The organism is Parasaccharibacter sp. TMW 2.1891 (assembly GCF_023337675.1).
GTDB lineage: Bacteria > Pseudomonadota > Alphaproteobacteria > Acetobacterales > Acetobacteraceae > Bombella > Bombella apis.
Genome location: NZ_QORT01000001.1, coordinates 328,219 through 348,830, shown reverse-complemented (window position 1 = coordinate 348,830; position 20,612 = coordinate 328,219). Strand labels below are relative to the sequence as shown.

Sequence of the window (20,612 nt, the reverse complement as noted above, 5' to 3'; positions counted from 1 at the left end):
GCCGCCCCTATCCCAATATGGGCGGAGAGGCCGGAAGGGCCTTGCCCGCCCCCGCATGATGAGGGGCCGCCCTCCAGGTCCGGGCCGAGGCATGATTCATTCCGCATCCTCCGCCCTCATTTTCTGATGGAGACAAACCCATGAATGAAAACACCATTCTCATTCCCGGTTTTGACAGACCCGTATCACGCGTTGCCCTTGGCACATGGGCCATTGGCGGCTGGATGTGGGGCGGCCCTGATGACGACAATGCCGTCCGTACCATCCACCGTGCCCTTGATGAAGGCGTGGACCTGATCGACACCGCTCCGGTCTATGGCTTTGGTCATTCCGAGGAAGTCGTGGGCCGTGCTCTGGCAGAAAAACCCCACAGGGCCCGCATCGCCACCAAGCTCGCACTGGACTGGAACGACGATCACCAGCCGTTCCGCAATTCCAGCCCTGCCCGCATCCGCAAGGAAGTGGAAGACTCCCTGCGCCGCCTGCGTGTCGAGACCATCGACCTCGAGCAGGTTCACTGGCCGGACCCCAACACGCCGATCGACGAGACGGCCCGTGAGCTCCAAAAGCTCCACAAGGAGGGGAAAATCCGTGCCCTTGGCGTGAGCAACTACTCCCCGGAGCAGATGGACATCTTCCGTGAGGTGGCCCCGCTGGCCAGTGTCCAGTCCCCCTACAATCTCTTTGAACGTGAGATTGAAAAGGACGTGCTGCCCTATGCGAAGACGCACAAGCTCGTCACGCTGGCCTATGGCCCGCTCTGCCGTGGCCTGCTGACCGGCAAGATGACAGCGGACAAGACCTTCCCCGAAAGTGATCTGCGGTCTGGCGACCCCAAGTTCCAGAAAGAGCACTTCAAGGACTATCTGGCTGCTGTGGACGAGCTGAAGACGATTGCGGACCGCCACGGCAAGTCCCTCATGGTGCTGGCCATCCGCTGGGTGCTGGACCAGGGACCGACCATTGCCCTGTGGGGTGCCCGCAAGCCGGAACAGATTGATGGTGTTGCGGATGTCTTCGGCTGGCAGCTGACCGATCAGGACAGGAAGGATATTGACGCCATTCTGGAACGTCATGTCCCCACACCCATCTCTCCTGCCTTCATGGCCCCACCAGCCCGGAAGTCATGAGAAAAAACTTCACATTAAATTGAAGCAATATGGCGAAGAAGTGGCATGGCTTTCTGGCCACTTCTTCTGCTGCTTTTGGACCAGAACATGACATGGGCCAACATACGGAAAAATATGAAGTCCTTCTTTTTGAAGTTAACTTTATATTAGTTTTTATACAACTTTAATGCCATTTTTTGTTAAGAGAATTATAAGATGAACGACCTATATCCTTTCCGGAGAGCAAGCCTTACCTCCGAAGGATACAGACGTTGGCTGGTAACCCGAAACCCGTTGTCGCTACCGGGACCTACCTGGTGGATATCGCCTCCCTGACAGTTGACCCGAGAACGAAACGGGCCACCATCTCCAATCCCAAATACAACGTGGAAGCCACTTTCACGACCCATACCCCGACCGGTCGCAATGACAAGAAGGTCCAGGATTTCACCTTCCAGGATCCGCAAACGAAAAAACAGCTTACCGGCAGTTATGATTACTCATGGGGCAACAAGTCGGTAAACGGCTTCATCATCGGCAATGGGTCGGGGGGCTATTACATCATCACCTCCGCCGTGCCTGGCAGCTCCTCATCCACCATTGATGGTGCCACCCTGCTTGACCCCTCGGAGGCACGTTACACTTACATCAACGATTCCTCCAGAAACTGGGCCAATGGCAACTTCTTCGACCTCGATCTGAATGGTCAGCATTATTACTTCCATCAGGACAATGATGGTACAGCCACTGATGGTGCTCTGAACGAACAGTTTACCTTCAATACATGCTTTCTGGCTGGCAGCCTGATCGAAACGCCAGACGGCCCCCGCAAGGTGGAAGAGCTCAAGACTGGTGATGTCATTCTCACCCACAACCCCATCAGCGGGCAGACCCTGCCGCAGCGTCTCACATGGGCAGGCAGAAGTCGGCTGCGGATAACATCCTCCCCCCATATGGATATGGCCGGCTACCCTGTACGGATCAGAAAAGACGCCCTGGCGGATGGCGTACCCTCCGAAGACCTTCTGGTTACGGCGGAGCACTGCCTGTTTCTTGGTGACCGCTTTGTCCCTGCCCGCATGCTGGTCAATGGCCGGTCCATCCATTTCGAGATGACAGACAGAATCCGGCAGATGGCCTGCGACATTTTCCACATTGAGACGGAAATGCACAGCGTCATCTTCGCCAATGATGTGATGACGGAAAGCTATCTGGATACGGGCAACCGTTACCAGTTCGTGGGGTCCAGCCATGACAGTCATACAGGCAATGTCATCACCCATGACTTCTCTACACGGAAACGGTCATGGCACCGTGATGCCGCTGCTCCCCTGTGCACGGCCCGGGAATTCGTGGCGCCCCTTCATCAGGGATTCCTCCAGCGTGCAGAAGAGCTGAGTTTCCCCATCCAGCACCCCTACAAGGCTGAGGCCCTTTGCGAGGATCCAGCCTTCCACCTGGTCACGGACCGGGGAGAGGTCCTGCATGAGAAGCGGACATCCGCAGGGTACCGGCTCTTTTCCATTCCCCTCGGAACAACCCATGTCACGCTGGTCTCCAGAACAGGCCGCCCCTGTGACACTCACGGCCCCTTTGTTGATGACCGGCGCACACTAGGGGTACTGGTCGGAGAAATTCTCCACTTCCAGGCTGCCCATTCCACCAGCATCGACACACACCTGACGACCGATCAGCTGGATGGCTGGTGCGGGCTGGAAAACCCCTCCATGCGCTGGACGCAGGGGGCTGCAAGACTCCCTCTCCCCAGTCAGCCGGAATACAATGATGGTGTGGAGACGGGGCTGCTGGCCATACAGATCATGGCGGCAGGCCCCTATCCCCTGTCGGCCAACAACTCTCTGGAAGATGGAGCTGACATGACGACACAGCCCGGTCTCGTCAGGGCTGTATAACGAAGGAAAACTGGGGGCGTCTGATACTGGTTCCCACGAAACACCAAGAGAACATGAGTAGCAAAGGAACCTTCCTTCCGCTCTTGTGCACCTGAAATGCGCTACCTGCCCGATCAGAAAATACGATTTACCAGAAAAAAGAATGTACATTTATTGATATTTGGTTAATTTTACTCAAAAGATAATTGAATTTGCACTTAAAATATTATTATTATACGGTAAAGGAAAGATTGGCTCTTTTGGAGAATCATGCATGCCCGGCAATCCGCAGCCTGTCGTTGCACTTGGAACATATAGAGTAAATATTGCATCCCTATCTGTTGACGCAAATGGAAATGGCTACATAACATCCCAGTTGTTTGGTGTTGATGCCACTTTTACAACTCACACCCCTACCCAAACATCTGACCAAAAGGTACAGGACTTTGTAATAAAGGATCCGAATACGGGAAGTGTCATTACATCTGGTGGTTATGATTTCTCTTGGGGAAATAAGGCTGTAAATGGTTTTATCATTGGTAATGGCAGTGGTGGGTATTACGTTATCACGTCTGATGTTCCGGGCAGCTCATCTTCCAGTATTGATGGACGCTCCCTGATCGACCCAACACAAGCGCAGTATTCATACAGTTTTAATTTTCGACTTCCTTGGTCTATCGGGAACAATTTTACTCTTTGGTTAAATGGAATTCCTTACACCTTCAAGCAGGACGATAACGGTACAGCAACAGATGGCTCACTTGGCCAGAAATTTACATTTGATACATGCTTTCTTTCTGGAACCATGATTGAAACCCTCTCAGGGCCGAAAAAGATAGAAAATTTGACCAGAAATGACATTGTAATTACTTTCAATCCTGAATCGGGGCGAAATGAGCCTCTTCCCCAGCATGTTGTCTTCTGCCAACAGAGCAGGGTCCGTATAGACTCATCTCTCCCCTTGGACATGGCCGGCTATCCGGTCCGTATCAAAAAAAATGCACTGGCAGACAATGTTCCTTCCGAGGATCTTCTTGTTACCGCGGAGCACTGCCTGCTTCTGGAAAAACATTTTGTTCCAGTCCGTATCATGGTGAACGGACGATCAATATATTATGATACAAGCATGCACGATACAGCCGAAAAGAGCGGACCATTCTCTTATTATGACATATTTCATATAGAAACATCAACACACAGCATCATTTCTGCAAATAATGTTCTTACGGAAAGTTATCTCAATACAGGAAACCGTTTCCAGTTTCAGCGAGATAATGGAGACACAAACGTCATAGAATATGATTTTACTTCAAAAAATCTATCATGGGAGAAAGATGCTGCAGCGCCATTATGCACAGCAGAAGATTTTGTAGCTCCTATCCATCAAAAGCTGCTTGAACGTGCAAAACAGCTTCTGTTTCCAGTTCAGCACGCCTACAAAACTGAAACCGTGTCCCACAATCCTGCCTTGCAACTACTCACGGAACAGGGGCATGTTCTTCAAGAAAAACGATCTTCAAACAACTATAAAGTGTTTCACATACCTGCCGGGGTAAAAAGAGTAACCATCCTCTCAAAAACAGGAAGACCTTATGACGTCCATGGTCCTGTCGTGGATGACAGGCGCGAGCTTGGCGTTTTGGTAGGAGAAATACTTTATTTCCATGGAATAGATTGCATAAATATCGATAGACACCTGACACATAAAGATATGGAAGGCTGGTTCGATTTGGAAAATTCTAAAATGAGGTGGACTAAAAGAGCGGCTACCCTTGATCTACCCCATACCAGTCAACACTCTGTAACGGAAGCTGGACTGCTGGCCATCGAAATCATTTCCGCTGGGCCTTATCCGGCTGATGCAGAACATCCGCTGACGACCTATCAAAACGAACTGAAATACAAACCCGTCAAAAAAGCGGGATAAATCAATGGATAACGGAGAGCTTGTTCCAACACCGCATTGGATCAATGCTCTCCGTTTCCTGCCATATATGCCAACCTTTACTGGCCGGATGGAGCAACGGCAGTTGGTGTCAGGGTCATGCCCGGAATACCAAGGGCCTGTTTCTCTGCCGGGGTCATGATCCAGCTGTCCTGCTGTGTATCCGGGGAGCCTTCACCATGGAACTCCCGGATCCTCTTCTTTGATTTCTTGTGCGTGTGCTTACGCACATACTGATGCTTCTTGCGGACAATCCGGCTCAGGTCTTTTTCAACATGCACGGCCGTCACGTCATTATCCGCATCAACCGTAATCCTGTTCCACATGAACATGGCTGGTGCCACATCATGCTGTGAGGGCTTCCCCTGCTGGGCAGCTGCCTCGTCATTGACATAAAAATGAGGCCGTGTGGCGAGAAGCCAGCTGCCAGCCGGAAGGTTGGCAAACACCAGCTGACAGGCATCATTGCGGGCAGCATGCCGCACCAGGGCAAGGGCCTTGCTGTTGCCAATTTTCTCCCTGAACCCCGCCTGTGCCATGTCGATGCGGAGATAATCACGGAAATACGGGGCATCCGGCATCAGCATGACATCCACATCAGCAACCCTGCAGGAAAGCTGTGGATGGAGGTTATCGTGGCCAGAAAGCTGCACGGCCAAAGTCCTGTTACCTGGCTGTCCAGCCCAGGCCAGCTGCTTGACCTTGAAATTTCCGTCATAGCCGGAGCATCCGCTCAACAGTCCCATGATCCCGGCAAGTCCTGCCAGAGTATACAGTCTCATTTTTCCAAAAACCATTATCCGGAATGATCCTTCTTCCAGTGACGTCAAATCTCTATGGCGCAGCCATACCGTCTGCATGATAGGCGGCAAAAGATACGGAATGCCATCATTTTGCCTCGACCACCTGTCGCATCTCCTGGTCGGAGAGTCCCAGCCCCTTCATTTCTTCCTCTGTCGGATGCCACGTACTGACATCCGCAGCCGCTCCAAAATGTCGGGCCTTGAACAGGCCGATATCATTTCGCCTGTTGCCATCCTGAACAACCTGTCGTGCAATGACCCCCATGTCATCCTGCACGACAATACCTCCCCACAACAGGTTGAAGCCGGAAATATTGCTGCGCAGCTCCATCCCGCTTACCCAGTGCGTCTGCGGTTGCGCCAGATAATGCTGGATGTTGCCAAAAAACACCCATTTTCCAGCAGGAACATTCCTGAACACAAATGTGCACATGGCCTGCCGGGGAGCCTTGCGCAACAGGGCCTTCGCCTTCCGGGTAATGTCACCCTTAAAATGATAGGGGGACTGCAGTACCCATATCCAGTCCCGATAGTACGGTGTATCCGGGAAGAGGAACGAGTTTTCCACCAGATTGGCACAATAATACTGCTTTTGCCCAAAAATGGCGGACGCCCGTACGATCACGGTTGCATGTCCAGTCCGGGCCGCCCAAGCATGATCCTCATCCTTATACGGTATCTTGACCGTATCACAGCCACCAAGCACCATCAGGGACACGCAACACATGAATGTACCTGGAATGGAGTATCGTCTCATACCCTGCAGCCCCCAGTCTTATTCTGAACGAATACGACCAATTACTCAAAATGCATTACAAATGCCATAGTTGTGACATAAAATAATACCCTGCCCCTGAAACCATATTACCCCGTCCCGGCAAGTCGACAGACCACCATCCTTTCTCCTGCCGCTTTAGCAAAATACGTTCCCAATCCCATGAAAACATTCTAATCTGAGCCTCTTCCGGGCATGAAAAATGCTCACAGACGCAGCAGGCAAGCGTAAGGTCATCATGAAGGCAGTTCGTCACTCTGAAAGCAATCAGGCGGCCCATTGGGATGTCGCCCGCAGGGCCCTGGCTGGCTGGGGGGCGCTCTGCGGTCTGGCCCTGCTTGCCGCATGTAGCAGCAGCCAGCATTCTCCTGCTCTCACCCCCATGACGCAATATGCCAATGGGCAGACTGGCCCGCTGGGATACGACACACATGTCCCGGCTTTTGCCAGCGAAAATTTTGCCCCCTTCAACCGTCAGGATGTCGCCGCCATCGCCCTGCGGGAATGGCGGATGTTCGGAAGTCCGGTTGCCGATGCGGACCCGCATGACAGGCCAGAGCCCACAAGCCCCGCCCTCAAGCCGGAGCGTCTGCCCGGCCTGTGGCAGCGCATTGGTGAATATTGGTGGATCGGCCAGGCCCCGGAAGAAAATGAGGCCCGCTGGACAGGCCGTACCGATGGCAATGGCACCCTGTTCTCCTTCCAGCGGGACGGCAACTACGCTTGGTCCGCCGCCTTCATCTCCTACGTCATGCGCATTGGCGGTGCCAATATCCGCTTCCCCTACTCCCCGAACCACGCCACCTACATCAATGCCGCAGCCTCCGGCAACAATCCGGGTATTTCAGCACAGAATCCCGCCAATTATGCCCCACGGTTGGGGGACATACTCTGCGTGGGCCGTGGACGGAGCCGCAGCATCACATATGCCATGCTGCCGACCTCCTACGGCTTCCCGGCCCATTGCGGCATCGTGGTGGCCACGGGCCAGAATGCCCCGCCTTTCGGCAAGGAAATCAGCATCGTGGGAGGCAATGTGGATGATGCCGTCTCGCTGACCCACGTTCCAACGGACAGCACCGGCCATGTCAGCACACCAGACGGGCGAAGCTACGACAGCCGTTACCCGTGGTGTGCCATCCTGACCCCCCGCTACGATGCCGACATGGACCCGGACAGCGGGCAGTAAAACGATCCTACTTCACAGGCAGGCCGCTGGCCTTCCACCCCGTGCCGGGGCCATGCCTGTCTTCGAAGCCATCAGCAACGTTCGTCAGCGTCCTGTACCCGGCCTGGGCAGCCAGTGCGGCAGCCTTCTGCGACCGCATGCCTGAACGGCAGATGAAAAAGATCGGCGTGGCCTTGTCCGGCACGGCCTCTTCCAGTCCGTGGAGGAACTCGGCCTCACTGCCTGCCCCCCATGTCAACGCCACAACCTTCCGGCCCAGAGCTCCCAGCTCTGGCAGGCCCACCTGCGCCCATTCCTCCGGTGTACGGACATCCACCAGCACGGCCCGTGCATCAGCCTGAAGACGGTCCCAGCTTTCCTTCGCAGTACAATGTTCCATGTCAGCCTCCTTTTACGCAGGCGCCCCGTCCCGGCCATGTTTCGCTCCCCCAACAGACGGGCGAACATTCACGACCCGGAACCGTACAGCCAGACCTGCACTCATCATACAACCTGATGTTGTTCCGCTCTCCCCAGAGTTCAATGGCGGGGAGAGTATTATAACCATCTTAAATAGTTATAATGATTCTTCCACACCATTTTACGTAGAACATAATGATGATACCCTCTCTGCCATCATGACCTCGCCCCACACCATCCACCGGAACAAAGCACATATGTCACATCTGTCATCCCATCCTCACGCCTTGCCCTGCCCCTCTCTGGTGGAAGCCATTGGCAATACCCCGCTCATCCGCCTGCATCATGCTTCCGAGATCACGGGCTGCACCATCTATGGCAAGGCGGAATTCATGAATCCCGGCGGGTCCGTCAAGGACAGGGCGGCCCTTTCCATCATTCAGGACGGTTTTGCCCGTGGTGCCCTCAGCAAGGGCGGCACGATCGTGGAAGGCACGGCAGGCAACACGGGCATCGGCATCACGCTCGTGGCCCATGCACTGGGCTGCAAGGCCGTCATCGTCGTGCCGGAAACCCAGAGCCGGGAAAAGCTGGACTTCCTCCGCATGATCGGAGCGGACCTGCGCCTCGTGCCCGCCAGGCCGTACCGGGACCCCGGCAATTACGTGCATGTCTCCCGCCGTCTGGCCGAAGAAACCGGGGCCTTCTGGGCCAACCAGTTCGACAACACGGCCAACCGGGACGCCCACCGCACGACCACGGCCCCGGAAATCTGGTCCCAGCTGGACGGAAAGGTCGACGCCTTCACCTGCTCCTGCGGGTCCGGCGGTACACTGGCAGGAATCGCCTTCGGCCTGCGGGAGCTGGCCCAGCGGGATGGCCGGAAATCTCCCGAGATCGTCCTGGCCGACCCGGAGGGCTCCGGCCTGTATGGCTGGGTGACCGCCAATGACCTCAGCATCACCGGCAGTTCCATCACCGAAGGGATCGGCCAGTCCCGTGTGACGGCCAATCTGGAAGGCTGTGCGCCCGATCACGCCGAACGCATCCCCGATGCCGAAGCTCTGGAACAGATCTACCAGCTCACCATGAAAGAAGGTCTCTCCGTGGGCGGGTCATCAGGCATCAACATTGCTGCGGCCATCCGCACGGCCCGCCGTCTCGGGCCGGGGCATACCATCGTCACCATCCTCAGCGATGGCGGGGCACGATACCAGTCCAAGCTCTTCAACCCGGACTTCCTCCGCAGCAAAAACCTGCCCACCCCGCCCTGGATGTGACATCCCGGGCTGGTCCGCTCCTAACGGCGGATCAGCCGGGCGGCAAAGAAGCCATCCATGCCCCCCTGTGCCACGTTCATGCCCGGATGGGTACGGAAGTACCCTTCCTCCGTGCGGGCACGGGGAAGAGCCGCCAGCTCATCCTCCGTAAAAGGAGACAGCTTCCACCGGCCATCTTCCAGAGCGTGAGCGATACGCTGCGGACCTTCCTCATCCTGAAGGGAACAGACGGCATAGAGCAGCATCCCGCCCGGCTTCAACATGTCATAGGCGGCATCAATGAAACGGTCCTGCCCCGCTGCCAGCGTGGTGATGTCCCGGGGGCGTTTGATCCACAAGACATCCGGGTGACGCCGCAGCGTCCCTGTGGCCGAGCAGGGCGCATCCAGCAGCACGGCATCCAGCGGCTCGGAAGGACGCCAGCGAAGGGCATCCCCCACAATGACCTCGGCCTTCAGCTGGAGGCGGGCCAGATTCTCCTTCAGCCTCTGGGCACGGGGCTTCTCACGCTCCACGGCCATCACCTCGGCACCCGCACAGAGCAGCTGGGCCGTCTTGCCCCCCGGTGCGGCGCACAGGTCGGCCACCCGCTTCCCCCGCATGTCGCCCATCAGCCGGACCGGCATGGCCGCCGCCATGTCCTGCGCCCAGAACTGCCCTTCCGCAAAGCCCGGCAGGTCTGCCATTTTCGTACCCGCCGGGTAGCGGACCGTCCCCGTCGGCAGGGGCTCGCCCCCTTCCGGGGCCTCATAACCAGGCTTCACGGTGAGGTCCAGCGGCGCTTCCTGATAGAAACCCTGCGTGATGGACCGTGCCCGCCGCCCCCAGGAACTCCAGAGCCAGTGCGGCACATCCAGCCGGGCATCATCCAGCCCCTCCTTCAGCGTTTCAGCCTCCCGCACCACACGGCGCAGGACGGCATTGGCCAGACCGGCAAAAGGCGACAGGCCACGCCGGTGCAGGAGGTCCACGATCGTGCCCACGGCCGCATGAGGGGGTGTCTGAAGATGGATGATCTGCGCCACACCCAGCAGCAGGGCACAGCGGACCGGCTCCGGCGGCTGGCGGCGGAGGAGCGGCTGGAGCAGCTCCGTCATGCTGCCCAGATGGCGGAGCGTGGCCGCCGCCAGACGGTGGGCCGCCGCACGGTCCCGCCCCTCGCAGCTGCTGCGCTCCAGCGTGGTTTCCAGCATCCGGCGATGTTCCACCACACCGCAGATGATGTCGAAGGCCAGATCCCTCACCGGGTCTTCATGGCGGGAAATGGAGGCAGGGCGGGCAGCAGGCCGCCGCCCCCGGCCACCCTTGGGGTGTGAACGGGCTGGACGGGGAGAAGAAGCATTTGTCATGCGCCCGTTTTCAGGAGTCAGCGGCAGGAAAGTCAAGATGGTTTTTACACGCCCCCTTGACCCTCCCCGCCAAAGGGGCTGCAATCCATCAATCATGACAGACCATACCATCGCCCATGCCTTGGAAGGCATCCAGACCCGCATCAGCGCCGCCTGCCAGAGGGCTGCCCGCCCGGCGGAAGCGGTCAGCCTCGTGGCCGTCAGCAAGTTCCATCCGCAAAGTGCGGTACAGCAGGCCCTTGAAGCTGGACAGCGCATTTTCGGGGAGAACCGCGTGCAGGAGGCCGCCGCCAAATTTCCTGCCCTGCGGGAAAAATGGCCGGACCTACGCCTGCATCTCATAGGCACGCTCCAGAGCAACAAGGCAACCGAGGCCTGCGCCCTTGCCGACGTGATCGAAAGTCTGGACCGCCCCTCCCTCAGCACGGCGCTGGAAAAGGCGTCCCAGAAAACGGGCCGCCTGCCTGAGCTGTTCGTGCAGGTGAACATTGGTGATGAACCGCAGAAATCCGGCATCGCCACCTCGGAGGCGGACCGGTTCATCGAGGATGCCCTGCGCCGTTTTGGCCAGCATGTGAAAGGTCTCATGGCCATCCCGCCCGCCGACGAAGACCCGCGCCCCTTCTTCCACAGGCTGGCGGAGATGAACCGCCGCCATGGCCTTCCCGCTCTCTCCATGGGCATGTCGGCCGACTTTGAGACCGCCATCGCCGAGGGGGCAACACTTGTCCGTGTCGGCACGGCCATCTTTGGAGACCGCCCCGCCCCGTAATATCGGCATGACAGGGATGACAGTTTTTTCGGGCTGTCTCTTGCATTCCCCATAAAAAAACTGTCATGAAGCCAGAATCATTACAGCCTGTGCTTCCTTCCGTGGGGGCACTTCTGCCTGTCTTCCTGCGGGGGATGGGTGTCTATCAGTCATACAGGATGGTTTCACCATGTCTGAACAGGATAGCGTGTCCCTCAAGGAATCTTCTTCTGACGCCCGGTATCCCAGCTCTGTTGGTACGCCAACGGCAGCACCGCCGCCGCCGGAGCCCGGCGGGCACAGCCACCCCAAGGGCATTGGCGCCATGCTGGCCGCTCTGGGTGTCGTATATGGCGACATCGGGACCAGCCCGCTCTACGCCCTGCAATCCTCCATCCGCAATGTCGGGTCGGAAACCCACCCCGCCCATGCGTGGGAAGTCATCGGGCTGACCAGCCTCACCTTCTGGGCCCTGATGCTGGTTGTGACCATCAAATATGTCATTCTCATCATGCGGGCCGACCATAACAAGGAGGGGGGCATCATCGCCCTCATGGCTCTGGCGCAGCGTGTCTGCAAATCCAACTATTTCCGCTGGGTCTTCGGGCTGATCGGCATTGCCGGGGCCTGTCTGTTCTTCGGGGATGGCATCATCACACCAGCCATCTCCGTCCTCTCCGCCGTGGAAGGGGTGGAGGTCTCGGTGCCGGAGGCTTCAGCCTTCATCATCCCGGCGGCCATCATCATCCTGCTGGGGCTGTTTGCCGCCCAGGCTCTGGGCACTGGCAAGATAGGCCGGGCTTTCGGGCCCATCATGCTGGTATGGTTCTTCACCATCGCCATACTGGGGGCAAGAGGGATCATGCTGCATCCGGGTGTGCTGCTGGCCCTGTCCCCGCTGGAGGCCATCCGCTTCATCGTCACGCATGGCAAGCTGTCCTTCATTGCGCTGGGATCGGTCGTGCTGTCCGTCACCGGGGCGGAGGCCCTCTATGCCGACATGGGCCATTTCGGGCGCACACCCATCCGCTTTGCATGGCTTTTCCTTGTGCTGCCTGCCCTGACGCTGAACTATTTCGGGCAGGCTGCCTCCATCATCCACAACCCGACCACGTTGGCCAATCCTTTCTACTATCTGGCCCCGCACTGGATGCAGATACCCATGCTGCTGCTGGCGACCATGGCCACCATCATTGCCAGCCAGGCGGGCATCTCTGGCAGTTTCTCCCTCTGCCGCCAGCTCATCCAGCTTGGTTACCTGCCCCGCACACGCATCATCCACACCAACCCGCATGAGGAAGCGCAGATCTACCTGCCGTCCCTCAACTGGCTGCTGGCCTTCGGGTCCGTCGTGCTGGTCATCGCCTTCCGCTCCTCTGCGGCCCTGGCTTCTGCCTACGGCATCGCCGTGACAGGGACCTTCCTCTGCACCTGTGTGCTGGCCATGGTGGTCTTCCGCCGTGTCTTCCAGTGGAAGAGCTATGCCGTGGGGACCGTGTTCGGCTTCTTCTTCATCATGGATGCCGTCTTCTTCTCCTCCAACGTGATGAAGATTCCGGATGGAGGGTGGGTCCCGCTCAGCATCGCCGTTGGCAGCACACTCATCATGACCACATGGCAACGTGGCCGCCAGCTCATCCGCAACACGAAAAAACGTGATGCCGTGCCGATGGGCTCCTTCATCACCCGGCTGACCCAGTCCCGCACCATCCGTGTGCCCGGTCTGGCCGTCTTCCTGACCTCGGACCCGGAAATGGTGCCGGATGCCCTGCTCTACAACCTGCGGCACAACAAGGTCCTGCACCAGACAGTCCTGTTCGTCACCGTGCAGACGCTCGACCAGCCGGAAGCGGACCCCGACCAGCGCATGACTGTCAAGGAACTGGCACCAGGCATCCGCCGGGTCATCATCCGTTACGGCTTCATGGAGATGCCCAACCTGCCCCTGACACTGGCTGGCATGACAGAAATGGATTTCGACCCCATTCAGGCGTCCTATTTCACCTCGCATGACCTCGTCTTCCGCTCCAAGGTGCCGAAGATGTCACTCTGGCGGATGTGGGTGTTCCTCTATCTCCTCAACAATGCCACGTCGATTTCCGAGTTCTTCCGGATTCCGCCGGAGCGTGTCATGGAGTTCGGGGTACGGGTTGCGATCTGATCGTGGCCCACCAGCCCCTTCCGCTTTCGCTCTACATCCACTGGCCTTTCTGCCTTGCCAAATGCCCGTACTGTGATTTCAACTCCCATGTGCGGGAAACCATCCCTCAGGAGCGTTTCGCCAACGCCCTGAGGGCCGAGCTGGAGCATGAAGCCACACGGCTGATTCAGGACGCCCCCCGGCAGCTTGTCTCGATCTTTTTCGGAGGGGGAACGCCCTCCCTCATGCAGCCGGAGACGGTCCATCATCTGATCGAGGATGCCCGCCGCCTCTTCCCCAGCGTGAATGACCTCGAGATCACGCTGGAGGCCAACCCCACCAGTGTGGAGGCCGACAGGTTCCGTGCCTTTGCAGAGGCAGGCGTCAACCGTCTTTCCCTCGGCGTGCAGAGCCTTGATGAGACCGACCTGGCCGCTCTGGGGCGGCAACATTCGGCACGACAGGCCATTGCGGCCCTGGAGCTGGGACGCAGCATTTTCCCCCGCCTCTCCTTTGACCTGATCTATGCCCGCCCCGGCCAGACGGAAGAAAAATGGCGTGCGGAACTTCGTCAGGCCCTGGCTCTGGCCGCAGACCACCTCTCACTCTACCAGCTGACGATCGAACCCGGCACGAAATTCGAGGCCCAGCACAGGCGGGGCAACCTTGTCCTGCCTGAGGATGATCTGGCGGCGTCCCTCTACATGATGACCCGTGACGAAGCCGCCCGTTTCGGCCTGCGTGACTATGAAATCTCCAACTATGCCATCCCCGGTGCCGAAAGCCGCCACAACCTCACCTACTGGCATTATGACGACTATCTGGGCATTGGCCCCGGTGCCCACAGCCGCCTGACCTTCAGGGGCCAGCTCCACGCCACACGCCGCCATCGTGCCCCGGAACCCTGGGCAGAGCGTGTGGAAACACATGGGCATGGCACAAGGGACGATGAAACACTCTCACCGGACATGAAGGCTCATGAAGCCCTGCTCATGGGGCTGCGCCTGCGGGAAGGCATCAATGCGGCCCATTTCAGCAGACGGACCGGCCTGCCGCTGCGAGACTGCCTCGACCCCGTCATTCTGGAGGCCTGTCTTGAGGAAGGCTATCTGGAACAGGATGCCCAGACCCTCCGGGCCACGGATGAAGGCCGTCTCCGGCTGGAAGCCCTGCTTGGCCAGCTTGTTCTCTGAACGCCACCTTTGAAAAGAACAGACTGCACCCCATCTACAGGGGCAGCCTTCCATCATCCACAGCGTGATGCCCGCCATGTCTGCACAGAAAGCCCCCACCCTCCACATGATAAAGCTGATCGTAGGCTGCACCTCCCCCGAGATGCTGCGGGACTGGGTGGCGGTGGAACGCCACAAGGGGACAGCCTACGTGCGCACCCGCACCATGCCCAAACGGGCTGAGGAAATCGTGCAGGGTGGCGGGTCCATCTACCGGGTCATCAACGGTCTCATCATGTGCCGGCAGCCCATCATCGGGTTTGACAGCTACACCCGGGATGACGGCCATCCCGGCACGCTGATCCTCGTCTCGGACGAGGTCATCCCGACCCAGCCACGGCCCATGCGGCCTTTTCAGGGCTGGCGGTACTTCAAACCGGAAGATGCTCCACCCGATCTTGGTCAGGGGGCCGCTGATCTCCCCGATGACGGGATCAGTTCCCTGCCGGCCTCCCTCCGCAACCAGCTGTCCGAGCTGGGCCTTCTGTGACGGTCAGGAACAGCAGGCCATCACGGCCCGGAGCTGATCTTCCAGACCACTGCTTTCGGCGGGAAATGTCCCTTCCAGAGCCGATGTCCCCACGGTGAACCCCGCCGCCCCGGCCTGCCGGACCGTCCTGATCTGTTCCGGTGTGCTGATGGACCCTGCCACAATCACGGGTTTCTTTACAGCTGCACAGCTGGCCCGGATGACCTCCGGGACATTCCCGTCATTCCGGTACGCCAGCAGGTCCAGCCCCGTCACGGCGGGATGGGCGGCCCATTCCACCGCATTGCGGGCTATTTCCTCCGGTGAGCCTTTCAGCACGCTTGGATGCCCCACAACATGCCCTGCAAACGGGTAGTAGGCTACGTCATGCCCTGCCAGAAGAGGCAACACATCCGGCACATGCGTGCCTCCCATCAGGCAGTCCACCCCCAGGGACAGCCCGGCCTTGACGGAATCCAGCTCTCGCTCCCGGTCCGGTGACACGATTTCCAGGTATGAAGTCGCTCCAGCAGAACGGATCCTGTCCGCCAGTATCCGCAACTGCTCCACGGGCAGACCAATATCCTTGAAGCCAACATGCCGGATGCCCAGCCGCAGGGCGATGTCCACAGCCTCCAGAGCATTGTCCACCGTGCGGTCATCACGGGTCAGCATAAAAATGAACCGGAGCGCTTCCATCATCCCTCGTCCCTGACTGTCCTGATCCTCTCTCCCTCATATGGGATGCACACCATACCCAGCCAAGCCCCTATGGACATTCCCCCCCAGCCCCTCCCATGATGGTGGGCCAACATGGCTACAGTGACAGGACACGCCACCATGAACGATACGCCCCACAAGACCCCCGATGACTCCATTGAGGCAGCCTTTCAGGATGATGAGCAGACCATCACCGGAGAAGACCCTTTCCTGCTTTTTCATGAATGGCTGACGCTGGCCGGCACGAAGGAACCCAATGACCCCAATGCAATGGCTCTGGCGACGGTTGATGAACATGGCCTGCCCGATGCACGCATGGTGCTGCTGAAAGGCGTTGATGAGACAGGTTTCATCTTCTACACGAACAGCGAATCTGCCAAAGGACGGGAACTGGAAGGCAACATGCAGGCGGCCCTGCTCTTCCACTGGAAGAGCCTGCGCCGACAGGTCCGCATCCGGGGCCGGGTCTCACGCCTTCCTGCCGTAGATGCGGACGCCTATTTCGACTCCCGCCCCCGGGCGAGCCGCATCGGCGCCTGGGCCAGCCAGCAGTCCCGCCCCATCGCCAGCCGCACAGCCCTCTGGAAGGCCGTGACAAAAGAAACTGCCCGTTTCGCCATCGGGCCCATCCCCCGGCCTCCATACTGGAATGGCTATCACGTCACCCCGGCCTCCATGGAGTTCTGGATGGACAAGCCATTCCGCCTCCATGACCGGGTACTCTTCACCCGTACACAGGATGGCCAGCACTGGACAACACAGCGTCTTTTTCCGTGAGAGCAGGCACAAAAAAAGGTGCGGGCCCAAAAACCCGCACCTTCCCATGGTCCATGACTGGCAGAGGCTGTTTTACCGCCCTGTCATGATGCGATCGACCAGCTCCTTGACGGTCGGAATATGCCCGTTGGCGTAGAACGGGTCTGTGGCAAAGCGCCACGCATTCGTTCCACCGAAGACCAGATTGTGGTCCACGATCTTTTTCTGCTCCTCTGGCGAGACATCCTGCAAATGGGAGATCGTCTGAAGGGTCTTCTGAATACAGAAAGAACGGGGATCCGCCCGCTGGCCTGTGCTGAAGGTCGGGCCCTTCTGGCTCCAGTTGGAGAAACGGCACTGGGAAAGGCACCCCATGCAGGCCGCCTGATCAGCCAGAACCTGCCGGGCCGTCTCCAGCGTCTCGAATACCACAGTATCATCCGGCGTCCGCATGGGCTGGGTATACCCGGCGGCCTTCCAGCGATTCACCTTCTCGGCATCATCAGCCCGGACAAAAACCTCCCGTCCTCGCCCGCCCAGACAGATGGGCGTATCAAACTCGGCCTCTGCTGCCGCACGGAAAGCAATCTGTCGCTCGGACCGCTCATACAGCTCCCGCAGGAAACCATTTTTCACGGCCGATGAATAAAAACCCGTCGGAGAGAAACGGTTCAGATAGACATCACCCTCCTTCAGCGTCAGCAGCAGCTGCTTCCACGCATCCGGGACAGGGCTTTCCTGCGTCAACAAGGGGCGGGTACCGAACTGGAAGGCAATCAGCCCGATCTCGGGATTGTCCAGCCAGTCACTCCACTCTTCCAGATGCCAGACACCACCAGCCATGATGATGGGCACATGCTGAAGGCCAAAACCATTCATGACCTTCCGCAGGGCTGCCACACGGTGGTAGGGCTCCTCCGGTTTCAGAGGGTTTTCCGTATTCGAGAGGCCATTATGTCCGCCGGCCCGCCAGGGGTCCTCATAGACAACACCGCCCAGCAGCTCGGAAAAACGCACATAGGAACGCTTCCAGAGCGCACTGAATGCACGGCCGGATGAGACGATCGGGTAGTAATGTATCCCGAACTGCGCCGCAATTTCAGCCAGCCGGTAGGGCATCCCTGCGCCACAGGTCAGCCCCTGGATCAACCCGGGAGCACCTTCCAGTATCCCGGTGATGACTTCCTCGGCGGCGCCCATTTCCCACATGAAATTGGCATGAACACGGCCACGGCCACCGGAAATGTCCCGGGCTATCCGTGCCTGTGCGATACCCCCTTCTATGGCATAGCGCACCAGCTCGGCCTGCCGCTCCCGGCGTGTCCGGCCATGATAGACCTGCGGAACAGGATTGCCCTGCTCGTCATAACTGTCCGCATTGACAGCAGAGAGCGTTCCGACCCCACCTGCCGCAGCCCAATGACCCGCAGACACACCATTGGAGACAGAAACACCTTTGCCCCCTTCGACCAGGGGCAGAACCTCCTGACCACCAAAACGGACGGCATTGATCGACTTCATAGAGGCCAGATGTCCCCACTACTCAATCACAAAACTACTCATGCAAAGGGAGCCTGGGCTCCCCTCACACATCCTTACTCCGCATCACGACGAGGGCGACCCGGCTTTGCGCCAACGCTCTCCGTAATGTCCGCACCAGTCTCCTGGTCCACGACACGCATGGAAAGCTTCACCTTGCCACGATCATCAAAACCAATGACCTTGACCTTGACGGCATCACCCTGCTTGACAACATCCGTTGTCTTGGCGACCCGCCCATCCGTCAGTTCGGAAATATGAACCAGACCATCCTTGGGGCCAAGGAAGTTCACGAACGCACCGAAGTCGGCCGTCTTGACAACCTTCCCGTCGTAGATGCGTCCCATCTCCGGTTCCGCCACGATGCCCTCAATGCGGCTGATGGCCTTCTGGGCCTGCTCATCACTGGCGGCAGCAATCTTGATGACGCCGTCATCCCCGATATCAACCTTGGCGCCAGAATACTCACAAATCTCACGAATGACCTTGCCGCCCGATCCGATCACATCACGGATCTTCGCAACAGGAACGGTCATGGTCGTGATCTTCGGTGCATTGCCAGCCACGTCGGAGCGTCCCTCGGAGAGGGCCTTGCTCATTTCACCAAGAATGTGCAGACGGCCTTCACGGGCCTGCTCCAGCGCCACCTTCATGATTTCCGGCGTGATGGAAGTGATCTTGATGTCCATCTGGAGAGCGGTCACACCCTCGGACGTACCAGCAACCTTGAAGTCCATATCCCCAAGGTGATCCTCATCCCCAAGAATATCTGTCAGGACAGCATGGCCACGCTCTTCCTTGATAAGGCCCATGGCAATGCCAGCCACCGGGCGCGGCATGGGTACGCCGGCATCCATCAGGGACAGGGACGTTCCACAAACCGTAGCCATGGAGGAAGAGCCGTTGCTTTCCGTAATTTCGGAAACGACACGCAGCGTATACGGAAAATCTTCCTTGGACGGCAGGAGCGGATTGATGGCACGCCATGCCAGCTTGCCATGTCCGATCTCACGACGGCCCGGAGACCCCATGCGGCCACACTCACCAACGGAGAACGGCGGGAAGTTGTAATGCAGCATGAAGCGGGACCGGTATTCCCCCTCCAGCGCATCAATCACCTGCTCATCCTGACCTGTCCCCAAGGTGGCGACAACCAGCGCCTGCGTCTCGCCACGGGTAAAAAGGGCAGACCCATGAGAGCGGGGCAGCACACCAACCTCAGCCATGATGGGACGCACCGTCTTCGTGTCACGGCCATCGATGCGGATGCCCGTTTTCAGGATGGTGCCACGGACAACCTGTGCCTCCAGATCCTTGATCATCGGCTTGGCCAGCTCGGCATCAAAGCCTTCCTCCTCAAGGGTGGCCACGATCTTCTCGCGAGCTGCGGCGACCTTCTCCACGCGGGCCTGCTTGTGGCGTTCCTTGTAGGCCTCGGCAATCAGCTTGTTGCCCACCTTGTCCACACGCTTGCGCAGGGCGACCTCTTCCTTGGAGACCTCCGGCAGGTCCCACGGGGCACGGGCAGCCGATTCTGCGAGGTCGATGATCGCATCAATCACCGGCTGGAAAGCCGTATGACCCAGCATGACAGCCTCGAGCATCTCATCCTCGGAGAGCTCCTGCGCCTCGGACTCAACCATCAGCACACCCTCGGACGTACCGGCCACCACGAGGTCCAGCGCACTGTCCTTCACCTGGCTGAGGGTCGGATTGACAACAAACTTGCCATCAATGTGACCGATACGGGCAGCCCCAACCGGACCGAAGAAGGGAATACCGGACAGTGTCAGCGCTGCGGAACAGCCAATCAGAGCCACCAAGGCCGGATCATTTTCCATGTCATGGCTGAGGACCGTGGCAACGACCTGAACCTCGTTCCGGAAATTGTCCGGGAAAAGCGGACGGATCGGCCGGTCGATCAGACGGGAGGACAGCACCTCATGCTCGGACGGACGGCCTTCCCGCTTGAAGAACCCGCCGGGAATCTTGCCTGCAGCGTAGGCCTTCTCCTGATAGTTCACGGTCAGCGGAAAGAAATCCTGCCCCGGCTTCACAGTCTTGGCACCAACGGCAGTACAGAGCACGACCGTATCACCATAGGTGACCACAACGGCCCCATCAGCCTGACGGGCAATCTTGCCCGTCTCAAGCACCAGCGGACGGCCGGCCCATTCAATTTCTTTGCGGAAATAATTGTCAAACATTCTGTCTTCCTCCGGAAGCAATAATCACGGCCCGACCGGTACCAGACTACAAACAGC

Annotated in this window: 17 protein-coding genes; 10 read left to right on the top strand and 7 right to left on the bottom strand. The window is 58.4% G+C overall.

The genetic code is table 11. From position 1 onward, the window contains the following. Positions 1–140: 140 nt before the first annotated feature. The 3 genes from DTJ15_RS01545 (at position 141) to DTJ15_RS01535 (ending at position 4,928) form a co-directional block, all read left to right on the top strand. A complete protein-coding gene (locus DTJ15_RS01545) occupies positions 141–1,130 on the top strand; it encodes an aldo/keto reductase (RefSeq protein WP_081562594.1) in 990 nt (329 codons plus the stop codon). 251 nt (positions 1,131–1,381) lie between these two features. Then, positions 1,382–3,022, top strand: coding sequence for a Hint domain-containing protein (locus DTJ15_RS01540; RefSeq protein ID WP_249109259.1), 1,641 nt, complete (start codon positions 1,382–1,384; stop codon positions 3,020–3,022). Positions 3,023–3,275: 253 nt separating this feature from the next. Then, a complete protein-coding gene (locus tag DTJ15_RS01535) occupies positions 3,276–4,928 on the top strand; it encodes a Hint domain-containing protein (protein WP_249109257.1) in 1,653 nt (550 codons plus the stop codon). Positions 4,929–5,005: 77 nt separating this feature from the next. Here DTJ15_RS01535 and DTJ15_RS01530 read toward each other — a convergent pair whose 3' ends face one another. Continuing rightward, entirely contained in the window at positions 5,006–5,728 is a 723-nt protein-coding gene (locus DTJ15_RS01530) for a hypothetical protein (protein WP_249085363.1), read from the bottom strand. A gap of 106 nt (positions 5,729–5,834) precedes the next feature. Continuing rightward, positions 5,835–6,476, bottom strand: coding sequence for a hypothetical protein (locus DTJ15_RS01525; protein ID WP_249109255.1), 642 nt, complete (start codon positions 6,474–6,476; stop codon positions 5,835–5,837). A gap of 286 nt (positions 6,477–6,762) precedes the next feature. Here DTJ15_RS01525 and DTJ15_RS01520 point away from each other — a divergent pair, with 286 nt between their 5' ends. Further along, positions 6,763–7,713, top strand: a complete 951-nt coding sequence (locus DTJ15_RS01520) for a DUF2272 domain-containing protein (RefSeq protein WP_081563375.1) — start codon at positions 6,763–6,765, stop codon at positions 7,711–7,713. 7 nt (positions 7,714–7,720) lie between these two features. Here DTJ15_RS01520 and DTJ15_RS01515 read toward each other — a convergent pair whose 3' ends face one another. Beyond that, positions 7,721–8,092, bottom strand: a complete 372-nt coding sequence (locus tag DTJ15_RS01515) for a rhodanese-like domain-containing protein (protein WP_043560957.1) — start codon at positions 8,090–8,092, stop codon at positions 7,721–7,723. 277 nt (positions 8,093–8,369) lie between these two features. Between DTJ15_RS01515 and DTJ15_RS01510 the strand changes: the two genes are divergently transcribed. After that, positions 8,370–9,392, top strand: coding sequence for a cysteine synthase A (locus DTJ15_RS01510; RefSeq protein WP_043560960.1), 1,023 nt, complete (start codon positions 8,370–8,372; stop codon positions 9,390–9,392). A 20-nt stretch (positions 9,393–9,412) separates the two neighbouring features. Here the strand turns inward: DTJ15_RS01510 and DTJ15_RS01505 are convergent, their stop codons facing one another. Beyond that, complete coding sequence (locus DTJ15_RS01505) at positions 9,413–10,741, bottom strand: RsmB/NOP family class I SAM-dependent RNA methyltransferase (protein ID WP_248630336.1); 1,329 nt, start codon at positions 10,739–10,741, stop codon at positions 9,413–9,415. Between the two features lie 94 nt (positions 10,742–10,835). Between DTJ15_RS01505 and DTJ15_RS01500 the strand changes: the two genes are divergently transcribed. The 4 genes from DTJ15_RS01500 to DTJ15_RS01485 all read left to right on the top strand — a co-directional run bounded on the left by DTJ15_RS01500 (position 10,836) and on the right by DTJ15_RS01485 (position 15,354). Continuing rightward, positions 10,836–11,513: a YggS family pyridoxal phosphate-dependent enzyme gene (locus DTJ15_RS01500; RefSeq protein WP_052349214.1), complete on the top strand. Its 678-nt coding sequence runs from the start codon at positions 10,836–10,838 to the stop codon at positions 11,511–11,513. A 169-nt stretch (positions 11,514–11,682) separates the two neighbouring features. Next, the gene (locus tag DTJ15_RS01495; protein WP_043560963.1) at positions 11,683–13,653 is read left to right on the top strand and encodes a potassium transporter Kup; all 1,971 of its coding nucleotides are present in this window, start codon (positions 11,683–11,685) and stop codon (positions 13,651–13,653) included. Positions 13,654–13,655: 2 nt separating this feature from the next. After that, positions 13,656–14,825 carry a radical SAM family heme chaperone HemW gene (hemW, locus tag DTJ15_RS01490; RefSeq protein ID WP_249090013.1) on the top strand — a complete coding sequence of 390 codons (1,170 nt, stop codon included), beginning with the start codon at positions 13,656–13,658 and terminating at the stop codon, positions 14,823–14,825. A gap of 76 nt (positions 14,826–14,901) precedes the next feature. Beyond that, on the top strand, positions 14,902–15,354 hold the full coding sequence (locus tag DTJ15_RS01485) for a DUF1489 family protein (protein ID WP_043561650.1): 453 nt from the start codon (positions 14,902–14,904) through the stop codon (positions 15,352–15,354). Positions 15,355–15,357: 3 nt separating this feature from the next. On the opposite strand, the gene DTJ15_RS01480 is transcribed toward DTJ15_RS01485, so the two are convergent. Next, positions 15,358–16,035: a 4-hydroxythreonine-4-phosphate dehydrogenase gene (locus DTJ15_RS01480; protein ID WP_232317267.1), complete on the bottom strand. Its 678-nt coding sequence runs from the start codon at positions 16,033–16,035 to the stop codon at positions 15,358–15,360. 111 nt (positions 16,036–16,146) lie between these two features. Between DTJ15_RS01480 and pdxH the strand changes: the two genes are divergently transcribed. Next, the gene (gene pdxH / locus DTJ15_RS01475; protein WP_249109254.1) at positions 16,147–16,830 is read left to right on the top strand and encodes a pyridoxamine 5'-phosphate oxidase; all 684 of its coding nucleotides are present in this window, start codon (positions 16,147–16,149) and stop codon (positions 16,828–16,830) included. 72 nt (positions 16,831–16,902) lie between these two features. On the opposite strand, the gene DTJ15_RS01470 is transcribed toward pdxH, so the two are convergent. Both DTJ15_RS01470 and pnp read right to left on the bottom strand, forming a co-directional pair. Next, entirely contained in the window at positions 16,903–18,330 is a 1,428-nt protein-coding gene (locus DTJ15_RS01470; RefSeq protein ID WP_043560968.1) for a nitronate monooxygenase family protein, read from the bottom strand. A gap of 74 nt (positions 18,331–18,404) precedes the next feature. Then, on the bottom strand, positions 18,405–20,555 hold the full coding sequence (gene pnp, locus DTJ15_RS01465; RefSeq protein WP_081562601.1) for a polyribonucleotide nucleotidyltransferase: 2,151 nt from the start codon (positions 20,553–20,555) through the stop codon (positions 18,405–18,407). Positions 20,556–20,612: the final 57 nt, after the last annotated feature.

What these genes read in the sequence shown, in the direction of transcription:
- DTJ15_RS01545 (WP_081562594.1), top strand. Translation starts at nt 141, where the DNA reads ATGAATGAAAACACCATTCTCATTCCCGGTTTTGACAGACCCGTATCA.
- DTJ15_RS01535 (WP_249109257.1), top strand. Translation starts at nt 3,276, where the DNA reads ATGCCCGGCAATCCGCAGCCTGTCGTTGCACTTGGAACATATAGAGTA.
- DTJ15_RS01530 (WP_249085363.1), bottom strand. Translation starts at nt 5,728, where the DNA reads ATGAGACTGTATACTCTGGCAGGACTTGCCGGGATCATGGGACTGTTG.
- DTJ15_RS01525 (WP_249109255.1), bottom strand. Translation starts at nt 6,476, where the DNA reads ATGTGTTGCGTGTCCCTGATGGTGCTTGGTGGCTGTGATACGGTCAAG.
- DTJ15_RS01520 (WP_081563375.1), top strand. Translation starts at nt 6,763, where the DNA reads ATGAAGGCAGTTCGTCACTCTGAAAGCAATCAGGCGGCCCATTGGGAT.
- DTJ15_RS01515 (WP_043560957.1), bottom strand. Translation starts at nt 8,092, where the DNA reads ATGGAACATTGTACTGCGAAGGAAAGCTGGGACCGTCTTCAGGCTGAT.
- DTJ15_RS01510 (WP_043560960.1), top strand. Translation starts at nt 8,370, where the DNA reads ATGTCACATCTGTCATCCCATCCTCACGCCTTGCCCTGCCCCTCTCTG.
- DTJ15_RS01505 (WP_248630336.1), bottom strand. Translation starts at nt 10,741, where the DNA reads ATGACAAATGCTTCTTCTCCCCGTCCAGCCCGTTCACACCCCAAGGGT.
- DTJ15_RS01500 (WP_052349214.1), top strand. Translation starts at nt 10,836, where the DNA reads ATGACAGACCATACCATCGCCCATGCCTTGGAAGGCATCCAGACCCGC.
- DTJ15_RS01495 (WP_043560963.1), top strand. Translation starts at nt 11,683, where the DNA reads ATGTCTGAACAGGATAGCGTGTCCCTCAAGGAATCTTCTTCTGACGCC.
- DTJ15_RS01485 (WP_043561650.1), top strand. Translation starts at nt 14,902, where the DNA reads ATGTCTGCACAGAAAGCCCCCACCCTCCACATGATAAAGCTGATCGTA.
- DTJ15_RS01480 (WP_232317267.1), bottom strand. Translation starts at nt 16,035, where the DNA reads ATGATGGAAGCGCTCCGGTTCATTTTTATGCTGACCCGTGATGACCGC.
- pdxH (WP_249109254.1), top strand. Translation starts at nt 16,147, where the DNA reads ATGGCTACAGTGACAGGACACGCCACCATGAACGATACGCCCCACAAG.
- DTJ15_RS01470 (WP_043560968.1), bottom strand. Translation starts at nt 18,330, where the DNA reads ATGAAGTCGATCAATGCCGTCCGTTTTGGTGGTCAGGAGGTTCTGCCC.
- pnp (WP_081562601.1), bottom strand. Translation starts at nt 20,555, where the DNA reads ATGTTTGACAATTATTTCCGCAAAGAAATTGAATGGGCCGGCCGTCCG.